The following is a 17276-nucleotide window of genomic DNA, read 5'->3' as shown; positions in this document are numbered from 1 at the left end:
AACTCAAGTGAAGTACCTCTTCTTTGAAATTCGAATTCAGCTGAAATACTTATTCTTTGGAATCACAGTGGATAAAGAATGTATGGAAAATATGCCTTCGGATTTCTTTTTAATTTATTTTCAAAAATAATCTCAACAGGTAGGGGAGTTTAATGGAAAATAAATATGATATCATAATTATAGGGACAGGTACTGCAGGCAGAACCTTCGCGGGTAAAGTTTCACATTCAGGATTAAAAATTGCTATTATTGACTCAAGGAAATATGGGGGCACTTGCCCTCTAAGGGGATGCGATCCGAAAAAGGTATTAATTGATATCACTGAGGTCGTTGACTCGAGCAATCGGTTTGTAGGGAAAGGTGTAGGGACAGATACTTCCCTGACTATCGACTGGGCTTCACTTATCGAGTTTAAAAGGACGTTTACAGAAGAATATCCCACCAAAATAGAGAAACGTCTGGTTGAGATGGGAATTGATACATATCACGGAAGAGCTTATTTTGAGAATCAGAACACAATCGTTGTCGGAGAAGATAAACTTAAAGGAGAGTATATTTTCCTTGCTACAGGCGCAAAGCCCAGAAAACTCAATATTCCAGGCGAAGAGTACATTACCACAAGTGAAGGGTTAATGGAAACCAAAAAACTTCCTGAGAGGATTATTTTCATCGGAGGCGGTTATATATCCATGGAATTTGCTCATGTTGTGCGAAGAGCTGGAGCCGAAGTAATAATCCTTCACAGAAGTGAAAAAATATTGAAAAATTTTGATCCTGATATAGTGGATATGCTTATAAAAGCATCCGAAGCCGCAGGAATCAAAATTCTTACAAACAAACCCGTTATTTCGGTAGAAAAAGAAAACAATGGTCTTCTGGTCAGGGTCAAGTCGAAAACTGAAACCGGGTCCGAAACTCAGACTTTCCGCGCTGATATGGTAGTGCACGGAGCAGGTCGTGTTGCAGATATAGAAGATTTGCAGCTCGAGAAAGCCGGAGTTAAAATTGAAAAAGGAGCTATTGTAGTTGATAAATTTATGAAAACCTCAAACCCTCGGATCTATGCAGGTGGAGATTGTGCACTGGAGGGCGTGCAGCTTACTCCTGTAGCAACCCTTCAGGGAATAATTGCTGCGATTAATGTCCTTGAGGGTGACAGCATCGAGGCAGACTATACGGGCATTCCAAGTGCAGTCTTTACCATTCCTGTTATGGCTTCCGTAGGAATCAGTGCGCCTAAAGATAGCGATAAATATAAAGTAATTTTTCAGGACAGAAGCAGTTGGAATACAACTCGGAGAGCAGGAATAAAGTTTGCGGCTTCAAAAGTTATTATTGATGAAGCAAACGACCGTATAATGGGAGCTCATATTCTGGGTCCGCATGCCGGAGAAGCTATCAATATCTTTGCTGCAGTAATGCGGCTCGGACTCAGAGCCTCGGATATAAAAAAGCTGATCTTCTCCTATCCGACTACGTGCTCAGATATCCCTTATATGCTATAACTTGAGGATTGGATACAGGAACTGAAAAACCTTAATTTTCTCAAAAAACACAGTTTCAAATACAGCTTCTGCAAACATATCATTCTGACTAATACCTAATACCTGAAAGCAATCTGAAAATGGAGCTATTATGCCTGAAAAAAAGCCAGAACAATCGAATACACAGGATCTAGTCTCTGAATACGATATTCCTGACAATACACATAACTTCGACAAAATCTGGGCTCTTCTAAAGGAAGAGTATCCTGATGTAAAACCTTCTCTCAATTATTCCAATCCTCTTGAATTACTTGTGGCAACAATACTTTCAGCCCAGTCAACTGATGTCCAGATTAATAAAGTGACTGAGAAATTGTTCAAAAAGTACAGGACTGTAGAAGACTATGCCAGTGCAGATCTGAGGGAGCTTGAGAATGACCTCTATTCCACAGGCTTTTACAAAAGCAAGGCAAAGAACATCAAAGCCGCTGCCCAGATAATTATTGAGAAATATAATGGAGAGGTTCCAAAAACTATGGAAGAGCTGATTACTTTGCCAGGCGTCGGAAGAAAAACAGCCAATATAGTGCTTGCCAGGGGATTTGGGATAATTGAGGGAATTGCTGTAGATACCCACGTAAAAAGGGTTTCAAGAAGGCTGGGACTCACCAGGAACTCCGATCCTGTTAAAATTGAAAAGGATCTTATCGCGCTTGCTCGAAAGGAAGACCTTGACTCGATCTCCATGACCCTCATTTATCACGGGAGGAAAATCTGCCAGGCAAGAAAGCCAAAATGCCCTTCCTGCGTTGTTAATCAGCTCTGCCCTTCGAGTATAATCTTTATGACGCGAGATTATTTGTAAACCAAACTTTTTAGAAAAAAGTTTGATCAAAAACCGGCGCGACGGCGTGGTCAAGCGGCGCCACGGTTGGTGATAAACACAAACTTTTTAAGAAAAAGTTTGATCAAAAACAGCATTTTCGGTCAAGCCTTTTTTGAAAAGGGTTGTAGCGCAACGGTTTCGGTCAAGCCTTTTCATAAAAGGGTTGTGGTGCAACGGTTTTTGAGCAGCCAAATTTGTGAACCAGTATTAAAACTTCAGGCTTTCTTTTTGAACACTTTTCCAAACCCAAAACTGATTGCCAGCACTGCGAGCGTCCCGGCTACTATTGCTGCTACTTCTCCGCTTTTGCCCATGCCTTCAATTGAGTAATCAGGCATCGGAGAACTTACAACTGGTCCACTTTCTTCCAGCTCGGAAAGTTTTGATTCTTCAACCACGCCTGCTGCTGCACTTTCCAGTCCGTCTGGGTCCGGGGAGGCAAGGAAGGGGGCAAGTACTGCAATCAAGAGTGCGACTACAACCCCAAGATAAAAAAATTTCTTATTAGCTTTCCCGCTCATGCCATAGCCTCCGTTTCAGCTCTGTCGGTTCTGGTATTGAGATCATCTTCAAGAAGATCAGGCCTGGATTTTGCAATGGCTGCAATTGCAACCGAGGTAATAAGCCCCTCTCCTATGAAGCCGATGATAAGGTGAAAAGTTCCCATAGCTATAAGTCCTGGAACTAGGGGAAAAGTGCCAGCCAGCCATAACTGGATAGTACAGGTAATTGCCGAGATAAAAAGGCCAAGCCAGGCGCCTACGAAAGCTGCAATATTTACGCTCAGACCTCTACGAAGGATACTGTAAGTGTAATACCCGATAAATCCAGACACAACGCCCATGTTCAGGATGTTTGCGCCCATTGTAGTAATTCCTCCATCAGCAAAGGCAAAACCCTGAACTAGCAGCACCAGTGTCAGTACAAGCACTCCTGCCCAGGGACTCCCGAAAACTATGGCTACAAGGGCTGCCCCGATCATGTGTCCGCTTGTCCCCATCCCAATTGGTATATTCATGGCCTGGATTGCAAAGATACCGGCTGCAAGAGCCGCAAGGATCGGCACTTTCATCTCATCAAGCTCGTTTTTTGCCCACTTAACTGACATTATAATAAATGGAAGGGCAAGAGCCCAGTAGATTAACGCTTGGTCAGGCGGTATGAACGAATCAGGTATATGCATTTATTTTCCCTCTTTTACCCCTATCTCTTATTTCCTGTCAACTCAAACAGGAATCTTTTTTTACGTTGGCGAATATTCCTGAAACGAAGACTAGAAAATGTTCTAAAATTAAGCCTGAAATCCTTTCTCAGGGAAGATCTCAATATTTGAGATCCTTTTACGCTGTTTCGGACTGTCGTTTTAGATGAATATTCTTGACAATAACTGATTGTCCAGTATTACATATATACGTTTTGATATTACTTTGTTTGACAACTTTTCACTTTCATCGGATTCAGTATCTCTTTATTTATATATACGTCAAATTATGTATTCTATCCGGCTGTATATATATATATATATATATAACCGAGTATCCGAGAATAACCATTTAGTATTATATTTTATAATTTATAATCTGTTATATTAGACGCTCTTTTTTTCTATTTTCCGGATTGAAAACCGCTTAAAAAAAGTACGAAAAAGAACAAAAAAGGATTTTGAAAAATAAGAATAACAGCGACATAACCCTTCAGACAAAAAAATGAATACATGCTATACTTGCAGTACTGAGAAGCAAAAAGAGTATATCCCTGGTCCGAATCTTTGCTCTGTAATATGCTTTTTCATGGCCGCTTCCATAACCTCTGCAGAGCATGCTGATATATGTCCTTTCTCCCTGCTCATAAGAACGCACGAAAATTGCACTGATACTGTATCCGATCTGCTTAAGAATCCATTTTCTGGGCACAGCATTATTCCATATATCGAAAAGACGGGTTTCCTGTGCAATTTTTATTCGTTTCAGGACGGCCAAGAAAAGGAAAAGATAACGTACCATCATACTGATGAGCTGGGTAAATTCCCTTGGAACGCCCATCCTGTCTGCGGCTACAACCATATCCTTGAGCCGTGTGGTGGAAGAAAGAAGGACTACGGCTGTTACACATACCAGGAATTTCATGAGCAACATACTCCCGAAGGCCAGTCCTTCATAGGTGATGCTGAGCCCGAGAGGCAGGTCAAGAGGATATGGTGTGTAATTCTCCACAAAGGAAGGTCTCAGAAAAGGCTGTATAATGGCAACCCCAAGCCCGAAAGGTAAGATTGCAAGGATTCGAAGGAAAAAATATTTTAAATCCAACCCTGCGACAAGCACAAGAAGCATCAAATAGACTTCCATGGCAAGAAGACGGATTGTATTTTTTTCGTGAATTCGGGGCAGGCTGACTGCATATACGATTATTGCAAGTGCAAAAATCAGTTTTATCCTTGGATCAAGCCTGTGTACTGGACTGTCTTTATATGATTCACGTTCAATATCCGTAAGGGTTACCATTAAAAGTTCTCCTGCGCAGAAGTTTTTTCTCTGGCTGTTATTTTATCTCTGCCTTCTGGTCTCTGAGCCCGATAACCCTGAGGATTTCATCCCTGGCTGTCTCGGCTGTAATTTGTATATTGACATCCAGTCCCTCATGCTGGAGCATCTCAAAAACCTCAGCCACTCTCGGAAGCCTCAGATGGGCTTTCTTGAGGAGTTCGGGATTGCTGAAGATCTCATTCGGGCTTCCGTCAGCTTCAAGTCTTCCATGATGAAGGACAAAAACCCTCTCTGCAAAATAAGGCACGACGTCCACATCATGGGTGGAAAGGAGCAGGGTGATTCCAAGCTCTCGGTTCATTTTCATGATCAGATCAAGAATGCGGGCAGAACTGAGAGGATCGAGGTTGGCTGTAGGCTCATCAAGGACTATAACTTCAGGGCGCATGGCAAGAATGCCTGCAATTGCCACAAGCTTTTTCTGCCCTCCACTAAGATGATGTGGGGCTCTCTCCTCAAAACCTGTGAGTCCTACCATTTTGAGGGCTTCTTTAACTCTCACTTCGACCTCGCTTCTCGACAGACCCATATTAATCGGACCAAACGCTATATCTTCCTCGACACTCGGCGCAAGCACCTGGTCGTCAGGATTCTGAAAGACAATCCCTACTGTTTCCCTGCAGGCCCGAACATTTTTCCTGGTCAACTTTTCCCCTTTTATCAAGACTTCCCCTGAAAGGGGGCGCAGGATTCCATTAAGGTGCTTAAATAAAGTCGATTTTCCAGCCCCATTAGCCCCAAGCACTGCAACTCTCTCCCCTTTAAACACTTTAAGGTTGATTTTATCAAGGGAATTTGAATCAAGATGAGGATACCTGTGACAGAGATCTCTGGTTTCAAGGATAGGAACAATGTTTCTTTCGGAGACCTGACTCTTTATCTCGGGACCTGTTCCGGATTTATGCCTTCTCCCGGCTGTCGTTTCTTCCTGGAAAGTTGCTGCTTTATCGGGGTTATGTGGGGAATTCGGAGTGTTCATACTGAAAGCATCCTGAATGAAAATCGCGTCTAACTGCGGAAACTAACTTTTTTCAAAATAGTGCTACTATTAATGAATTTATCTTTTTTATGCGTTATGGTTTATACTTTTCTGCTTCTGAAGTTTAAGAGATAATTATACAAATCTTCCCGGCATATTTTTTCCAATGCAGCGCGTCGTTCTACATGTGGATATGGACTATTTTTTTGCAGCCATTGAAGAACGGGAAAATCCCGAGCTTCAGGGAAAAGCCGTTGTTGTCTGCATGCTCTCTGGAAGAGGTGGACTGAGTGGGGCTGTAAGTACCTGTAATTATACTGCGCGAGAGTCCGGGATCAGGGCAGGTATGTCCTGTTCAAAGGCAAAAAAGCTGAATCCTGAGGCTGTCTTTTTGCCTGTCAGAAAGGATTTTTACATTTCGGTTTCGGACAGGGTTATGGAAATTCTCAGAAATTATGCGGATGCTACGGATGTCGGGGCAGCGTTTGAGCAGATCAGCATAGATGAGGCATTTCTGGAAATTACCGAGAAGACAGGTGGGGATTTCAGTGCAGCTCTTGAAATAGGGTCCCAGATTAAAAACGAAATAAAAGATAAGGAGAAACTGACCTGCTCAGTAGGTATAGGCCCAAATAAGCTTATTGCCAAGATGGCTTCCTCAGTACAGAAACCAGAAGGGATTACTGTTATAAGCCCGGATAACCTCGCGAGCTTTCTCCAGCCCCTTAAGGTGTCTGAACTCTGGGGGATAGGGAATGTAACCGCAGGAAAGCTGCAGGAAATGGGTGTAGTTACACTAAAAGATCTTGCTGAACACGATGTTATTGATCTGATCTCCACCTTTGGGAAAACGCGGGGAATCTGGCTTAAACAGGTAGCGGCAGGAATCGATGATTCTCCTGTGAAAGAGAGGGATGGCTCTGAACAGATTGGAAGGATTGCAACCCTGCCTGAGGATACCTTAGAAATTAACCTTATTTCTCAGTTACTTAACAGGCTGGCAGGGGATGTAATCTCAAAACTTGATTCAAGAGAGCTTTCCTTCAAGACTGTAACCATTACGGTCATAAACTCAAAGTTCAAAATGTATACAAAAAGTCGCACACTAAACCATCCAGCCTATTCAAAGGAAGCCCTTCTTGAAGTCGCTCGGGAAATCCTGGGTGAATTCCTCTTGGAAAGTCAGACCGAGTTCAGGCGTGTGGGCATCAGGGTAGGGGGACTCAAGAAAAGAATGGGTCAGAAAAGCCTTTTTGATTATTGAGTTTTGCCTTTTTGAGATTTACGTTTACCTCAATCTGGGAGCAAAACCGTGTTGGTCCCTTACAGTAATACACTCCCAGACTGCCTTTTCATATGTCCTGCCCCAATTAAGGGAATATAATATTACATTTTTCCTTTCTATCAATTCCAATGTGCTTTTTTCATAAAATTTATCACACAAGAAATGTAATAATAATATGAGATATATTTCAGAATTGCATCCATAACCTGAATTTCTACTCCCATATTCTCAATGGTGGCTATTTTCTATTTGGATTTTTTGTCGGAATGTGTAAATTGGGACATGAAAGGACGGCTGCAGACAGTGACGGTTAGGAGAGGTTTGTATGATTAAAAAACCGTTTACCATCCAGTTTCCAGAAAACCCTATCAGTGGGTTTAGCTGGGACATTGCAACCAGTAGTGGACTGCAGGTAATGAGGGACAGTTTCGTCCCTGAAGAGGAGGGAAATGTTGGTGGCGGGGGGTACCACGTATGGGATATTCAGGTAACGTCCCAGGGTAGTCAAAAACTTAAAGGTACATACCGCAAGGGTAAGCAAATAGTAAGTTGCTTTGAGATTACTATTGATGCAGAGTAACGCCCTGGTCCCCAAGTTCCTACACCCTGCCAGAAACGCCTTCTCCGGCAAAGCCAGATTTGCCCGGCTTTGCTGGAGGTCATTTTATTACTTTTCAGATTTTTTCAGATCTTTACTACCTCATCTCTCATCTATTCTTTCCTCTCATTTCTCGTTTTTGTAAGCTGCTCCAGCCCTATCTCTTGAAACTCTCCTTTTTGCAAGCCGCTTTTGTTTTGACTTGTGGCAATTAAATAAATTTAACAAGCGGGCAGACTTCAATACATGCCCCGCAGTGAGCACAGTTTTCTTTAATCTTGGCCTTCTTTTCCTTTATCTCAATCGCGTTATACTCACAATGGCCCACGCAAACTCCACATCCCTGGCAGAGCAAAGCTCTTCTTACCGAAAACTCAATAAATCTCATAAGCCTCTTCAGAGTCTTTTCATTGTCACTTCTTCCGTTAACATTCCCCGAGGCAAAAACTTGCGCTCTGGATTCTCCGAAGGTGACCGACGCCGCACCCTCTATAAAAAAAGCCTTTCCGATCGGGGATAGCATTCCGCTTTCTTCCAGGGTCTCTATGTCGATTGCCTGCCCAAAACTTCCATCCGCAGATATTCCTCCTGCTTTGCAGGGTCTGTATCCTGTTGCTACTTCAAAATGTAGCTCTTTTGGGGTTTCCTGTGACGGAAGAAGGCGAATTCCTTTTTTTTCCGCAAGTGTCTGGAGAACCCTGGGATACCGCTTGTAGCGCCATAAACCGTACTTTACCCATTCAGCAGAGAGTCCCATTTTCTCGGCATAGGCGAGGAGATGGGAATTGAGCTTTTTTGCAAGCTCGGGATGGCTTTCTTCAAGCTGGAAAAAGTCGGCAAGCGAGGAAGACGGACAGAGCCAGCAACCCATCCTGTCATATCCTTTTTCATAAGCCGGATTATATGGGGTTTTTACCCTGAAAAGATAAAGCCAGATATGAAGGGCAGTCCATTCCTGTATAGGGGAAGCTCCGACCTGGTTTCCAACCCAGGGATTTTTCCATACTTTCTTGCTGATTGAACGGGCGTGGGACTCATACTGCCGCTGCCCTATAAAGCTCAGGCATCCGCCTTCGTAGTTCTCATCAATTAGCCTGGTAATTGGCCCGAGTTTGCAGATCTTGCAGCACCAGCGGGTATCCATTGTAGGAGGGCCAAAGACACTTATCGAATCCCAGAAAGAATCTCCTGCACTTGCAGTCCTGAGCTCTTTCCCATAGTGCTCAGCAACCTGTTTGACATTATCGAGAGTCTCCGGAAACTCAAGCCCTGTATCTGCAAACATGATCTCATAATCTTCAAGGCACTCATCAACTAGCTGGAGCACGGCAAGGCTGTCTTTTCCCCCGGAGTAAGATACGCTTACTTTCATATCCATGCTGTCTGCTACGTTTTTGATGAAAGCATGGGATTTTTCTATCATGCTGTCCAGAATTTTCTCGTTGGCTTTTACGGCATCTTCCCAGTTCTGACCTGCAAAATTTGTTTTTTGAGGTGCTGGCTCTCCACTCCAGCGTGGTTTTACAGCATGTCCGCGGTTTTCCTCACACATTTCTTTCCCTGACATTCGGGCACGCCCACAGCAGATTACCTCTCCCACAGGGTTCAATACAACAACCTCATCTTCTTTCTTGATATCAGGATCAGCATCAAGAACTCCAGGAGCAAGGACACTTGCGCCCTTTTTCAGAATAAAAGGTACAACGGACTGCTCAATAATGACCCATTTCTTCAGGGCTTTTCTATCCCTGCCCTGGAAAAGTCTTCTTGCCCCTTCGAGCCTTGGAAGCAAAACCCATTCACAGCTTTCAATCTCAAATCTGATAGATGCAAGCACTTCTCCATCGACTATAATCTCATCCATGCGGTCTTCATACGGGGCTTTATTCAACACTACCAGGTGCCCTTCAGGTATAAGGGGCGCATTGAATTGTTTTTTAGAAACCGAGTTTATGCGTTTAATATCGTAATCAAAAGCTGGACGGATATCCGCAGGAGGGGTTACCTCGACTTTTTTTGTACTTTTGCCGCATCCGCACCGTTTTCCCAGTACAGGCACATTGCAGGCCTCGCACCAGTGCAGAAGCATTTTACCAAGATATGCTGGTCTGGACATGACATGCAGATTGAGATAAGTTCCCCTTTAAAAGGTTTTGGCTTTTTCGCAAGCGTTTTAAAAAAGCTTGATCAAAAATATCTGCGTATTTATTCACTGGATGTTTTTAATATCGTATTGCCTTTGGGTCGGATCTTCTAGTAACAAGTAGACTGAAATTTGCAGGGTAGACAGTTACTTTTTTCCGAATAATTCTGAAAATTAGATTGTAATCTTTTATAATATGAGATTACAATCTTTTAAACGGACATTTGATGTTAAATATTGATGATCTAATCAGAAACTAAGGATTTCAGTACGCAGATTTTAAGCATATGCCGTTCTTACAATCTAATTCTTTCAATAATTTGAATCTTGAAAACCAGCATTTACTTTCAGTAAATATAGTTTCTATCATTCGAAAGTAAAATTATAAGTCCCTCTAAATTGTTCGGAAAAAATTTATGTAAATTCATTCATTTATATAATATATGTATAGTTAATTTATATAATATGCATATTTTTATATAAAAACGGACCAGATTAATTGAATGCGTCTGTAACTCTAGTTGGGGTATATCGGAAATTTCCAAAATTTAAAAACTTAGTAAGGGGGATTATTCATTATCAGATCAAAAGCAGATTATGATTTTTATCTTAGAGCAGATAAGTTAGCTTCTGGGAAAAAATATAGAAGACCTAAGCTAATTGGCGATGATATATGGAAATTTCAGAGACTATTAAGACAGGCTGAATATTATACTAATTGTAAGAAGTCCCTTCTTTCTAAATTATATCTAAAATATATATTGTACAGATATCACAAGATGAGCATCCGTCTAGGGTTTACTATCCCACTAAACGTTTTCGGACCTGGATTATGTATCGCTCATAGAGGAACTATTGTTGTAAATAAAAATGCTAAAGTTGGAAAGAATTGCAGAATACACGCCTGTACTAATATAGGATCTAACATAGATGGTGTTTCGGCGCCGCAAATAGGTAATAATGTCTATATTGGACCAGGCGCTAAAATTTTTGGAGATATTACAATTGCTGATAATATCGCAATTGGAGCAAACTCCGTTGTAAACAAATCATTTTATGAAAAAGGGATTTCAATTGCAGGAGTTCCTGCTAGAAAAATAAATAATAAAGGAACAGGCGGAACCACAGTCTCAAATAATGAACTATTCCATTCTAACACTTCTGAAATTGCTGCAAAGATGGAACGCTCTCCAGTACCCATTACTAAATAAATAATTCTCGTGATAGAAGTGCATATTCTATAATCTTTTTTATTGTGCAGTAACCTTTTTCCATCCATTTCTAATTCAGAAAAATTTTGACATAAGGGACGAATCTGGAGCGCAATGTTCCAAAAAGCTACATTCTTTGCAGAATTTTCCTTCTTTTCTCTCGGGCATAAGTCCTGCTTTAATTTTCTCAACTTCCCTGGAGATTTTGAGTACTTCCCGCCTGTCTGAGCTTCGGACAACTACACGTCTGAGCAGGCCGTAACTCACATATTCAACAAAGGAAAAGGGAACTTCTTTCTCACTCCCAGCTTCAAGAAGCATGGCGAGAGCTGCGGCATGTATCCTGTCAGAAGCCCATACTCCCTGTTCAGGGCAGCTTCCAGGCTTTAAAATCGACGGGACTTGTGCGCCCTCAAAGCAAACCAGTTTGGAGGGAACACCTTTAAGGTTGAGTTTTTTTGAAGAAAGAAATGGCTCGGTTTTAACAGGTGTGAGTGCCGCAAGCATGGGCTCTTTCCCATATTCCTCAAGTGCTCCTACAAGATTGGCTGCAATTTCGGGAATTTTGGCTCTTGCCCGCGCTTCTCCTTCCTCTAGAATCTCCCTCGTGACATCGGCAAGTTCTCGTGGAAACAGGAGCGGTAAATCTGTACATGTCTGTGTCAGAGAAGCTTCAAGCTCTTTACGGAGGGTATCGGCGTTTAACGAACACTTTCTCAAAATTTCAGGATAAGTAAGGGACAGTTCTTTCAGGATCATCCTTTCGAGCCTTTGCCCATTCATTTCTGGGAACAATTCATACCCCCGGTTGATAAAGTATACCTTTCGTGGGCAGTTGACATATAGAAGAAGATCTGAAACATTTGTCTCTTGATTGGGTGATTCGGCTGGCATTAGATAATAATTCTTTCACAAGTGTTATATATTTTTTTGAAAGTATTTGCCGTAATTCGATACAAAACACCTGCGACAATTGCCGAACTCCTATTCGTTAGATATATATGGTAATGTTTCCTCTTAGAGTACGTGAGTCATGACATCTAATGAATCCTCAGAAAATCTGCGCAACCGTTTGGCGGAAAAAATGGCTGGAGATATCACTCTTTCAGAAAAGCCAGGAGAGTCACTCAAAAAATGGAGGTCGAATTTCGAGATATCCCAGACCGATATTTCAAATTATCTTAAGGTTTCCCCTTCTGTTATTAGCGATTATGAAAGCGGGAGACGTAAGTCTCCGGGGACACTGATTATCAAGAAAATTGTGGAGTCTCTTCTTGAGATTGATGCTGATAGGGGAGGCAAAAAGATTCACGCTTATGAATCAATACTTAACGCCGAAAGCAGTATAAAGTCCATTTACTCAACATACGAATATACCCTCCCTATACAGCTTGCGAAATTAGTCAACCTTATCGAGGGAGACATTGTCTACAAAGGAGTTGAGAAGCCTCTTTATGGTTTCTCTGTTGTTGACAGCCAGAGGGCAATCCTGGAGCTTTCCTCCCATGAGTTCCAGAAACTCTACGGTTGGAGTACGGACAGGGCTATGGTCTTTACCAAGGTCAGTACCGGGAAATCCCCTATGGTAGCCATCCGGGTTACTAACCTTAAGCCAGGCGCGGTGGTACTTCACGGGCTTCGAAAGGAAGAGGTAGAACCCGTTGCAATCAAAATGGCGGAGGTCGACCGCATACCTCTCATCGCAACTACAATGGATCTTGACCAGATTGTCCAGTTACTGAAAAAATACAGTCAATATTATGCCAGGGAATAAACTCCCTGATTACTGATGCCCTGAAAAACCCAAAAACAGGTGGAAATAATGACTATTGGAATTGTATCTTACGGTGCTTATGTTCCCCGTTACCGTATAAAAATTGAAGAAATTGCCCGGCTCTGGGGTGATAACGCAGAGGCTCTTAAAAACGGTCTAATGGTACATGAGAAATCCGTGCCTGATATAGACGAAGATGCAGCTACTATAGCTGTGGAAGCGGCAAGACACGCAATGGCAAGAAGTGGTATCGATCCAGGCAGAATTGGGGCAATATACACTGGTTCTGAGAGCCATCCCTATGCTGTTAAACCGACAAGCACAATTGTTGCCCAGGCTATTGGAGCGGCTCCAAATATGACTGCAGCAGACTTTGAATTTGCATGTAAGGCAGGTACAGCCGCAATTCAGGCCTGTATGGGTTTGGTGGGTTCAAGGATGATAGACCTGGGAATGGCTATAGGGGCAGATGTTTCCCAGGGAGCTCCAGGTGACGCACTTGAGTACACTGCGGCAGCAGGCGGAGTTGCCTGCCTCATAGGGAGAAAAGAGTCTGAGCTTGCCGCAATAATTGAAGACACTTATTCTTTTACAACTGACACCCCTGACTTCTGGAGAAGGGAAGGAATGCCCTATCCTGAACACGGGGGCCGTTTTACAGGAGAGCCAGGTTACTTTAAGCATGTAACTAATGGCGCCAGAGGTCTTATGGAAAAACTCGGAACGAAGCCGGAAGATTACGACTATGCTGTTTTCCACCAGCCAAACGGGAAGTTCCCAAGCAAAGTTGCAAAAATCCTTGGTTTCAACAAAGCCCAGATTGCTCCAGGGCTTATAGTTTCAAAAATCGGGAACACTTATTCAGGCTCTTGCCTTATGGGAATTGCTGCGACTCTGGATCAGGCGAAACCAGGAGATCGGATTTTTGCAACTGCCTTCGGGTCAGGCGCAGGGTCTGACGCTTTTAGTATCACAGTTACAGATAGAATCGAGGAAATCCGAAACAAAGCTCCGACGGTTTCCGAACTGATTAAAAACCCAATATATATTGACTATGCAAGGTATGCCAGGCATAAAGGCAAGATTCGCCTGGCCTGAGAACGGAGTGAGTATAAATGAGAGATGTAGCAATTGTCGGAGTGAAAAATACTAAGTTCGGAGAACTCTGGGAACGTTCCCTGAGGGACATTGTGGTAGAGGCCGGAATAGGAGCAATCGAAGATGCAGGTGTTAGCGGAAAAGAAATCGATGCTCTTTATGTAGGAAACATGAGCGGAGGCCGTTTTATTGAGCAGGAACATATAGGAGCTCTTATTGCGGATTATTCTGGGCTTTCCAAGAACCTTCACGTTCCCGCCACACGAGTGGAGGCTGCCTGTGCCTCGGGGGGGCTTGCTCTGCGGCAGGCTATCATGTCTGTAGCATCCGGTTATAGCGAGATCGTGATTGCAGCGGGAGCCGAGAAGATGACAGATGTCGGGTCTGAGGAAGCATCTTCAGCTCTTGCGGCAGCAGCTGACAGGGAGTGGGAAGGCATGGCAGGAGCCACCTTTCCTGGACTTTATGCAATGATTGCAAGGCTGCACATGCACAGGTACGGGACTACAAGCGAGCAACTTGCTGAGGTTGCCGTAAAGAATCATAGAAACGGAAGCCTGAACCCGATTGCCCAGTACAAAAACATAATTACTGTTGATAATGTGCTGAATTCAACTATGGTGGCCGACCCTCTGCATATTTTTGACTGTTCCCCAATAACGGACGGAGCTTCAGCTCTTGTGCTTGCCCCTGCGGATGTTGCACACAAATATACTGATACTCCCATTTATATCAAAGCAACTTCCCAGGCAAGCGATACCATTGCGCTCCATGACAGGCGTGATCTGACAACCCTGGATGCCACTGTAATCGCTGGACAGCGGGCATATTCCATGGCAAAGCTAAGGCCTGAGGATATCGACCTTGTGGAAGTGCACGACTGCTTCACAATTGCCGAAATCTGCGCAATTGAAGATCTCGGGTTTGCAGAGAAAGGAAAAGGTGGGATTGTTACTGAAAATGGAGAAACTGCAATTGGAGGCAGGATTCCTGTCAACACATCCGGCGGTCTTAAAGCCTGTGGACACCCGGTGGGAGCAACAGGCATAAAACAGGCTGTAGAAATTGTAACTCAGCTGCGCGGAGAAGCAGGAAAGCGCCAGGTAGAAGGTGCAGAATACGGCATGACCCACAATGTCGGAGGGTCAGGTGCAACAGCAGTAGTGCATATTTTTTCGAGGGAGAGGTGATATAGATGTCTTCCGTTCCTAGATTTTGGAGAAATCTCGGCAGCCGGTACAATCTTGAAGGTACTCGCTGTAGTGAATGCGGGGAGCATTTCTATCCCCCACGCAATGTCTGTGTGAACTGCAGGCGTGAAGGAGAGATTGAGCCTTATATGTTCAAAGGCACTGGCGAAATAGTAACATATACATTTATTCACACAGCTGCGGAAGGTTTTGAGATTCAGGCTCCTTACACCCTCGCCATAATCCAGCTGGATGAAGGGCCCAGATTAACCTCCCAGGTAGTTGGCGATCCGGGAGAGATTCATATTGGAATGAGAGTAAGATCCGTTTTCCGCAAGCTCGGGGAAGATGGCGAACGCGGTATGATTTACTACGGCACTAAATTCGTCCCCATAGATGCATAAAAAGATCCGGATCTTCCGGATTCTATTTTTCCAGCTTATTTAAGTAAATTTTTAGCAAAGCAGGCATCTAATATTGCGTTTAGCCAGTTTTAATCGGAATTAACTGGAGATATCTGGAAACTATGATCGAAATCGAGGTCAAGGTCAGAGCAGATCATTCAAAAGCCCGTCCCATTCTGGATAAAATTGGGGCAATAAAAATCGGCGTTGAAAGCCAATCTGACATTTATTTTGCGGTTCCTTACAGGGATTTTGCGAAAACCGATGAAGCACTCCGAATCCGTTCCTTAGATGGCAAGGCTGTACTGACCTACAAAGGCCCTAAACTCGATAGCGTTTCCAAAACCCGGAAAGAATTCGAAACTCCTGTAGACGAGGCTGCCACAATAGAAATCCTGCATGCTCTCGGCTTCTCGGAAGCCGGAGTAGTCCGCAAAAAAAGAGAAGTTTTCAGCGCAGGAGAAATAACCGTCTGCCTCGATGCTGTTGAAGAGCTCGGAGAATTCCTTGAGGTCGAAATCATGGCTGAAAGTGAAAATGAATTCGAAGCTTCAAGAGCGAAGTTATTCAAATTGCTAAATCAGTTCGGTGCCGGTGAAGAGGATTCGATCAGGACTTCCTATCTTGAGATGGTGCTGGAGAAAAGTAAAAGTTAATAGTTGATTAATAAAACCCTACTCCTTTCAAATTTAGCATTTTTATTAGGTTTCTATTTATAATATTCAATTAATTTACGATACAGTTAGAGTCTTTTTTGCAGTGCTACTTCCTGCTGCATTCTTTACAGTCAGGGTAACAGTGTACTTTCCTGCTTTCATGTATTTATGCGTGGGACTCTGGTCAGTTGAAGTGGTTCCGTCGCCAAAGTTCCAGGTCCAGTAATATACATCCGTACTCTTATCTGCAAATTTTACTGTTAAAGGTGCCTTTCCAGAGGTCGGAGATGCGGTAAAAGCAGAACTGATAGTTCCCATGTAGATGTCCGGGTTTCCATTGCGGTAATCCTGCCATACTATTTTATTACCATAAATAGCAGGATTCTGTGAAATGGATGGGTTTGTGGTTATCCACTTTTCGGTAATAGATGCCGAAGCTGCAGACGAAACAAGAATTAAAAATAAGACCACAGCTGCTGAAGCTTTGGCTATTGAACAAAGTTTTTCCTTATTTTTCATTTATCCTACTTCTTTATTTTCTTAGATTTCAATATTTTCTAAGACACGTAAAAAAACATTAAAAAAACATTAAAAAACATTAAAAGCTTATGAATAGAATATATGAATAATTTTAACTAGTAAAATACTAAAAATAAAAGGCTTTGGTAATTAAATAGAGTTAGATATTCTGATGAGATGCTAAAGTACTCGTTTCTTCTAATAATGAAATATAAAAATAAAGATTTAGCCATATTTAGTTGATAATACCAAATAAAAAATGATATTCCACCATCTATTTACAAATTTTTATATTATTTCCTGTTTTATTCAATAAAGTTACTCTCTATAATTTGAAAGATCTGAAAACAACTTTTTAAACTGAATGCTGCTAACGGATAATTTTTCACAGGGAGTGTAGAAGACCATGAATACTCTGGTTTCTCAGGCTGAGAGGCAATCAATTTCATAGTGAGAAAATAGCAAAAAGTTTAAAGCTTTTAAATTAAAAAAGAAGAAGTTAACTT

The 17276-nt window shown here is 42.6% G+C and carries 17 protein-coding genes; 10 read left to right on the top strand and 7 right to left on the bottom strand.

The features are described from left to right. Nucleotides 1-152 precede the first annotated feature (152 nt). Together AOB57_RS06570 and nth are read left to right on the top strand one after the other, a co-directional pair. The gene (locus AOB57_RS06570; protein WP_054299841.1) at nucleotides 153-1505 is read left to right on the top strand and encodes a dihydrolipoyl dehydrogenase family protein; all 1353 of its coding nucleotides are present in this window, start codon (nucleotides 153-155) and stop codon (nucleotides 1503-1505) included. Nucleotides 1506-1635: 130 nt separating this feature from the next. After that, the gene (gene nth / locus AOB57_RS06565) at nucleotides 1636-2349 is read left to right on the top strand and encodes an endonuclease III (protein WP_054299842.1); all 714 of its coding nucleotides are present in this window, start codon (nucleotides 1636-1638) and stop codon (nucleotides 2347-2349) included. Nucleotides 2350-2585: 236 nt separating this feature from the next. Here nth and AOB57_RS06560 read toward each other — a convergent pair whose 3' ends face one another. From AOB57_RS06560 to AOB57_RS06545, 4 genes are all read right to left on the bottom strand, one after another. After that, complete coding sequence (locus AOB57_RS06560) at nucleotides 2586-2891, bottom strand: PDGLE domain-containing protein (protein WP_054299843.1); 306 nt, start codon at nucleotides 2889-2891, stop codon at nucleotides 2586-2588. After that, a complete protein-coding gene (gene cbiM, locus AOB57_RS06555) occupies nucleotides 2888-3553 on the bottom strand; it encodes a cobalt transporter CbiM (protein ID WP_054299844.1) in 666 nt (221 codons plus the stop codon). Before cbiM ends, AOB57_RS06560 begins: the two co-directional genes overlap by 4 nt. A 511-nt stretch (nucleotides 3554-4064) precedes the next feature. Then, on the bottom strand, nucleotides 4065-4871 hold the full coding sequence (gene cbiQ / locus AOB57_RS06550; protein WP_054299845.1) for a cobalt ECF transporter T component CbiQ: 807 nt from the start codon (nucleotides 4869-4871) through the stop codon (nucleotides 4065-4067). A gap of 37 nt (nucleotides 4872-4908) precedes the next feature. Beyond that, nucleotides 4909-5892: an ATP-binding cassette domain-containing protein gene (locus AOB57_RS06545; protein WP_082384319.1), complete on the bottom strand. Its 984-nt coding sequence runs from the start codon at nucleotides 5890-5892 to the stop codon at nucleotides 4909-4911. A gap of 166 nt (nucleotides 5893-6058) precedes the next feature. On the opposite strand from AOB57_RS06545, the gene dinB reads away from it, so the two are divergent. Next, a complete protein-coding gene (gene dinB, locus AOB57_RS06540; protein ID WP_054299846.1) occupies nucleotides 6059-7156 on the top strand; it encodes a DNA polymerase IV in 1098 nt (365 codons plus the stop codon). 346 nt (nucleotides 7157-7502) lie between these two features. Further along, on the top strand, nucleotides 7503-7757 hold the full coding sequence (locus AOB57_RS06535) for a protease inhibitor I42 family protein (RefSeq protein WP_054299847.1): 255 nt from the start codon (nucleotides 7503-7505) through the stop codon (nucleotides 7755-7757). Nucleotides 7758-7986: 229 nt separating this feature from the next. Here the strand turns inward: AOB57_RS06535 and AOB57_RS06530 are convergent, their stop codons facing one another. Further along, nucleotides 7987-9891, bottom strand: coding sequence for a phosphoadenosine phosphosulfate reductase domain-containing protein (locus AOB57_RS06530; RefSeq protein WP_054299848.1), 1905 nt, complete (start codon nucleotides 9889-9891; stop codon nucleotides 7987-7989). Between the two features lie 806 nt (nucleotides 9892-10697). Between AOB57_RS06530 and AOB57_RS06525 the strand changes: the two genes are divergently transcribed. Continuing rightward, nucleotides 10698-11129, top strand: coding sequence for a serine O-acetyltransferase (locus AOB57_RS06525; protein WP_226999665.1), 432 nt, complete (start codon nucleotides 10698-10700; stop codon nucleotides 11127-11129). Between the two features lie 75 nt (nucleotides 11130-11204). Here the strand turns inward: AOB57_RS06525 and AOB57_RS06520 are convergent, their stop codons facing one another. Then, nucleotides 11205-12023, bottom strand: coding sequence for a Dna2/Cas4 domain-containing protein (locus AOB57_RS06520; protein WP_054299849.1), 819 nt, complete (start codon nucleotides 12021-12023; stop codon nucleotides 11205-11207). Between the two features lie 139 nt (nucleotides 12024-12162). Between AOB57_RS06520 and AOB57_RS06515 the strand changes: the two genes are divergently transcribed. The 5 genes from AOB57_RS06515 (at nucleotide 12163) to cyaB (ending at nucleotide 16251) form a co-directional block, all read left to right on the top strand. Further along, complete coding sequence (locus AOB57_RS06515; protein ID WP_054299850.1) at nucleotides 12163-12903, top strand: helix-turn-helix domain-containing protein; 741 nt, start codon at nucleotides 12163-12165, stop codon at nucleotides 12901-12903. A gap of 48 nt (nucleotides 12904-12951) precedes the next feature. After that, the gene (locus tag AOB57_RS06510; protein ID WP_054299851.1) at nucleotides 12952-14001 is read left to right on the top strand and encodes a hydroxymethylglutaryl-CoA synthase; all 1050 of its coding nucleotides are present in this window, start codon (nucleotides 12952-12954) and stop codon (nucleotides 13999-14001) included. A 17-nt stretch (nucleotides 14002-14018) separates the two neighbouring features. Next, nucleotides 14019-15191, top strand: a complete 1173-nt coding sequence (locus AOB57_RS06505) for a thiolase domain-containing protein (protein WP_054299852.1) — start codon at nucleotides 14019-14021, stop codon at nucleotides 15189-15191. Nucleotides 15192-15196: 5 nt separating this feature from the next. After that, nucleotides 15197-15595 carry a Zn-ribbon domain-containing OB-fold protein gene (locus AOB57_RS06500; protein ID WP_054299853.1) on the top strand — a complete coding sequence of 133 codons (399 nt, stop codon included), beginning with the start codon at nucleotides 15197-15199 and terminating at the stop codon, nucleotides 15593-15595. A gap of 122 nt (nucleotides 15596-15717) precedes the next feature. Beyond that, nucleotides 15718-16251 (top strand): class IV adenylate cyclase, encoded by a 534-nt coding sequence (gene cyaB, locus AOB57_RS06495; protein WP_054299854.1) that lies wholly within the window; start codon nucleotides 15718-15720, stop codon nucleotides 16249-16251. A gap of 75 nt (nucleotides 16252-16326) precedes the next feature. Here cyaB and AOB57_RS06490 read toward each other — a convergent pair whose 3' ends face one another. Next, nucleotides 16327-16770: a PKD domain-containing protein gene (locus tag AOB57_RS06490; RefSeq protein WP_054299855.1), complete on the bottom strand. Its 444-nt coding sequence runs from the start codon at nucleotides 16768-16770 to the stop codon at nucleotides 16327-16329. Nucleotides 16771-17276: the final 506 nt, after the last annotated feature.

The organism is Methanosarcina flavescens, from assembly GCF_001304615.2.
Classification (GTDB): domain Archaea; phylum Halobacteriota; class Methanosarcinia; order Methanosarcinales; family Methanosarcinaceae; genus Methanosarcina; species Methanosarcina flavescens.
Note: the sequence above shows the minus strand (reverse complement) of the source record. Positions and strands in the feature narration are given on the sequence as shown.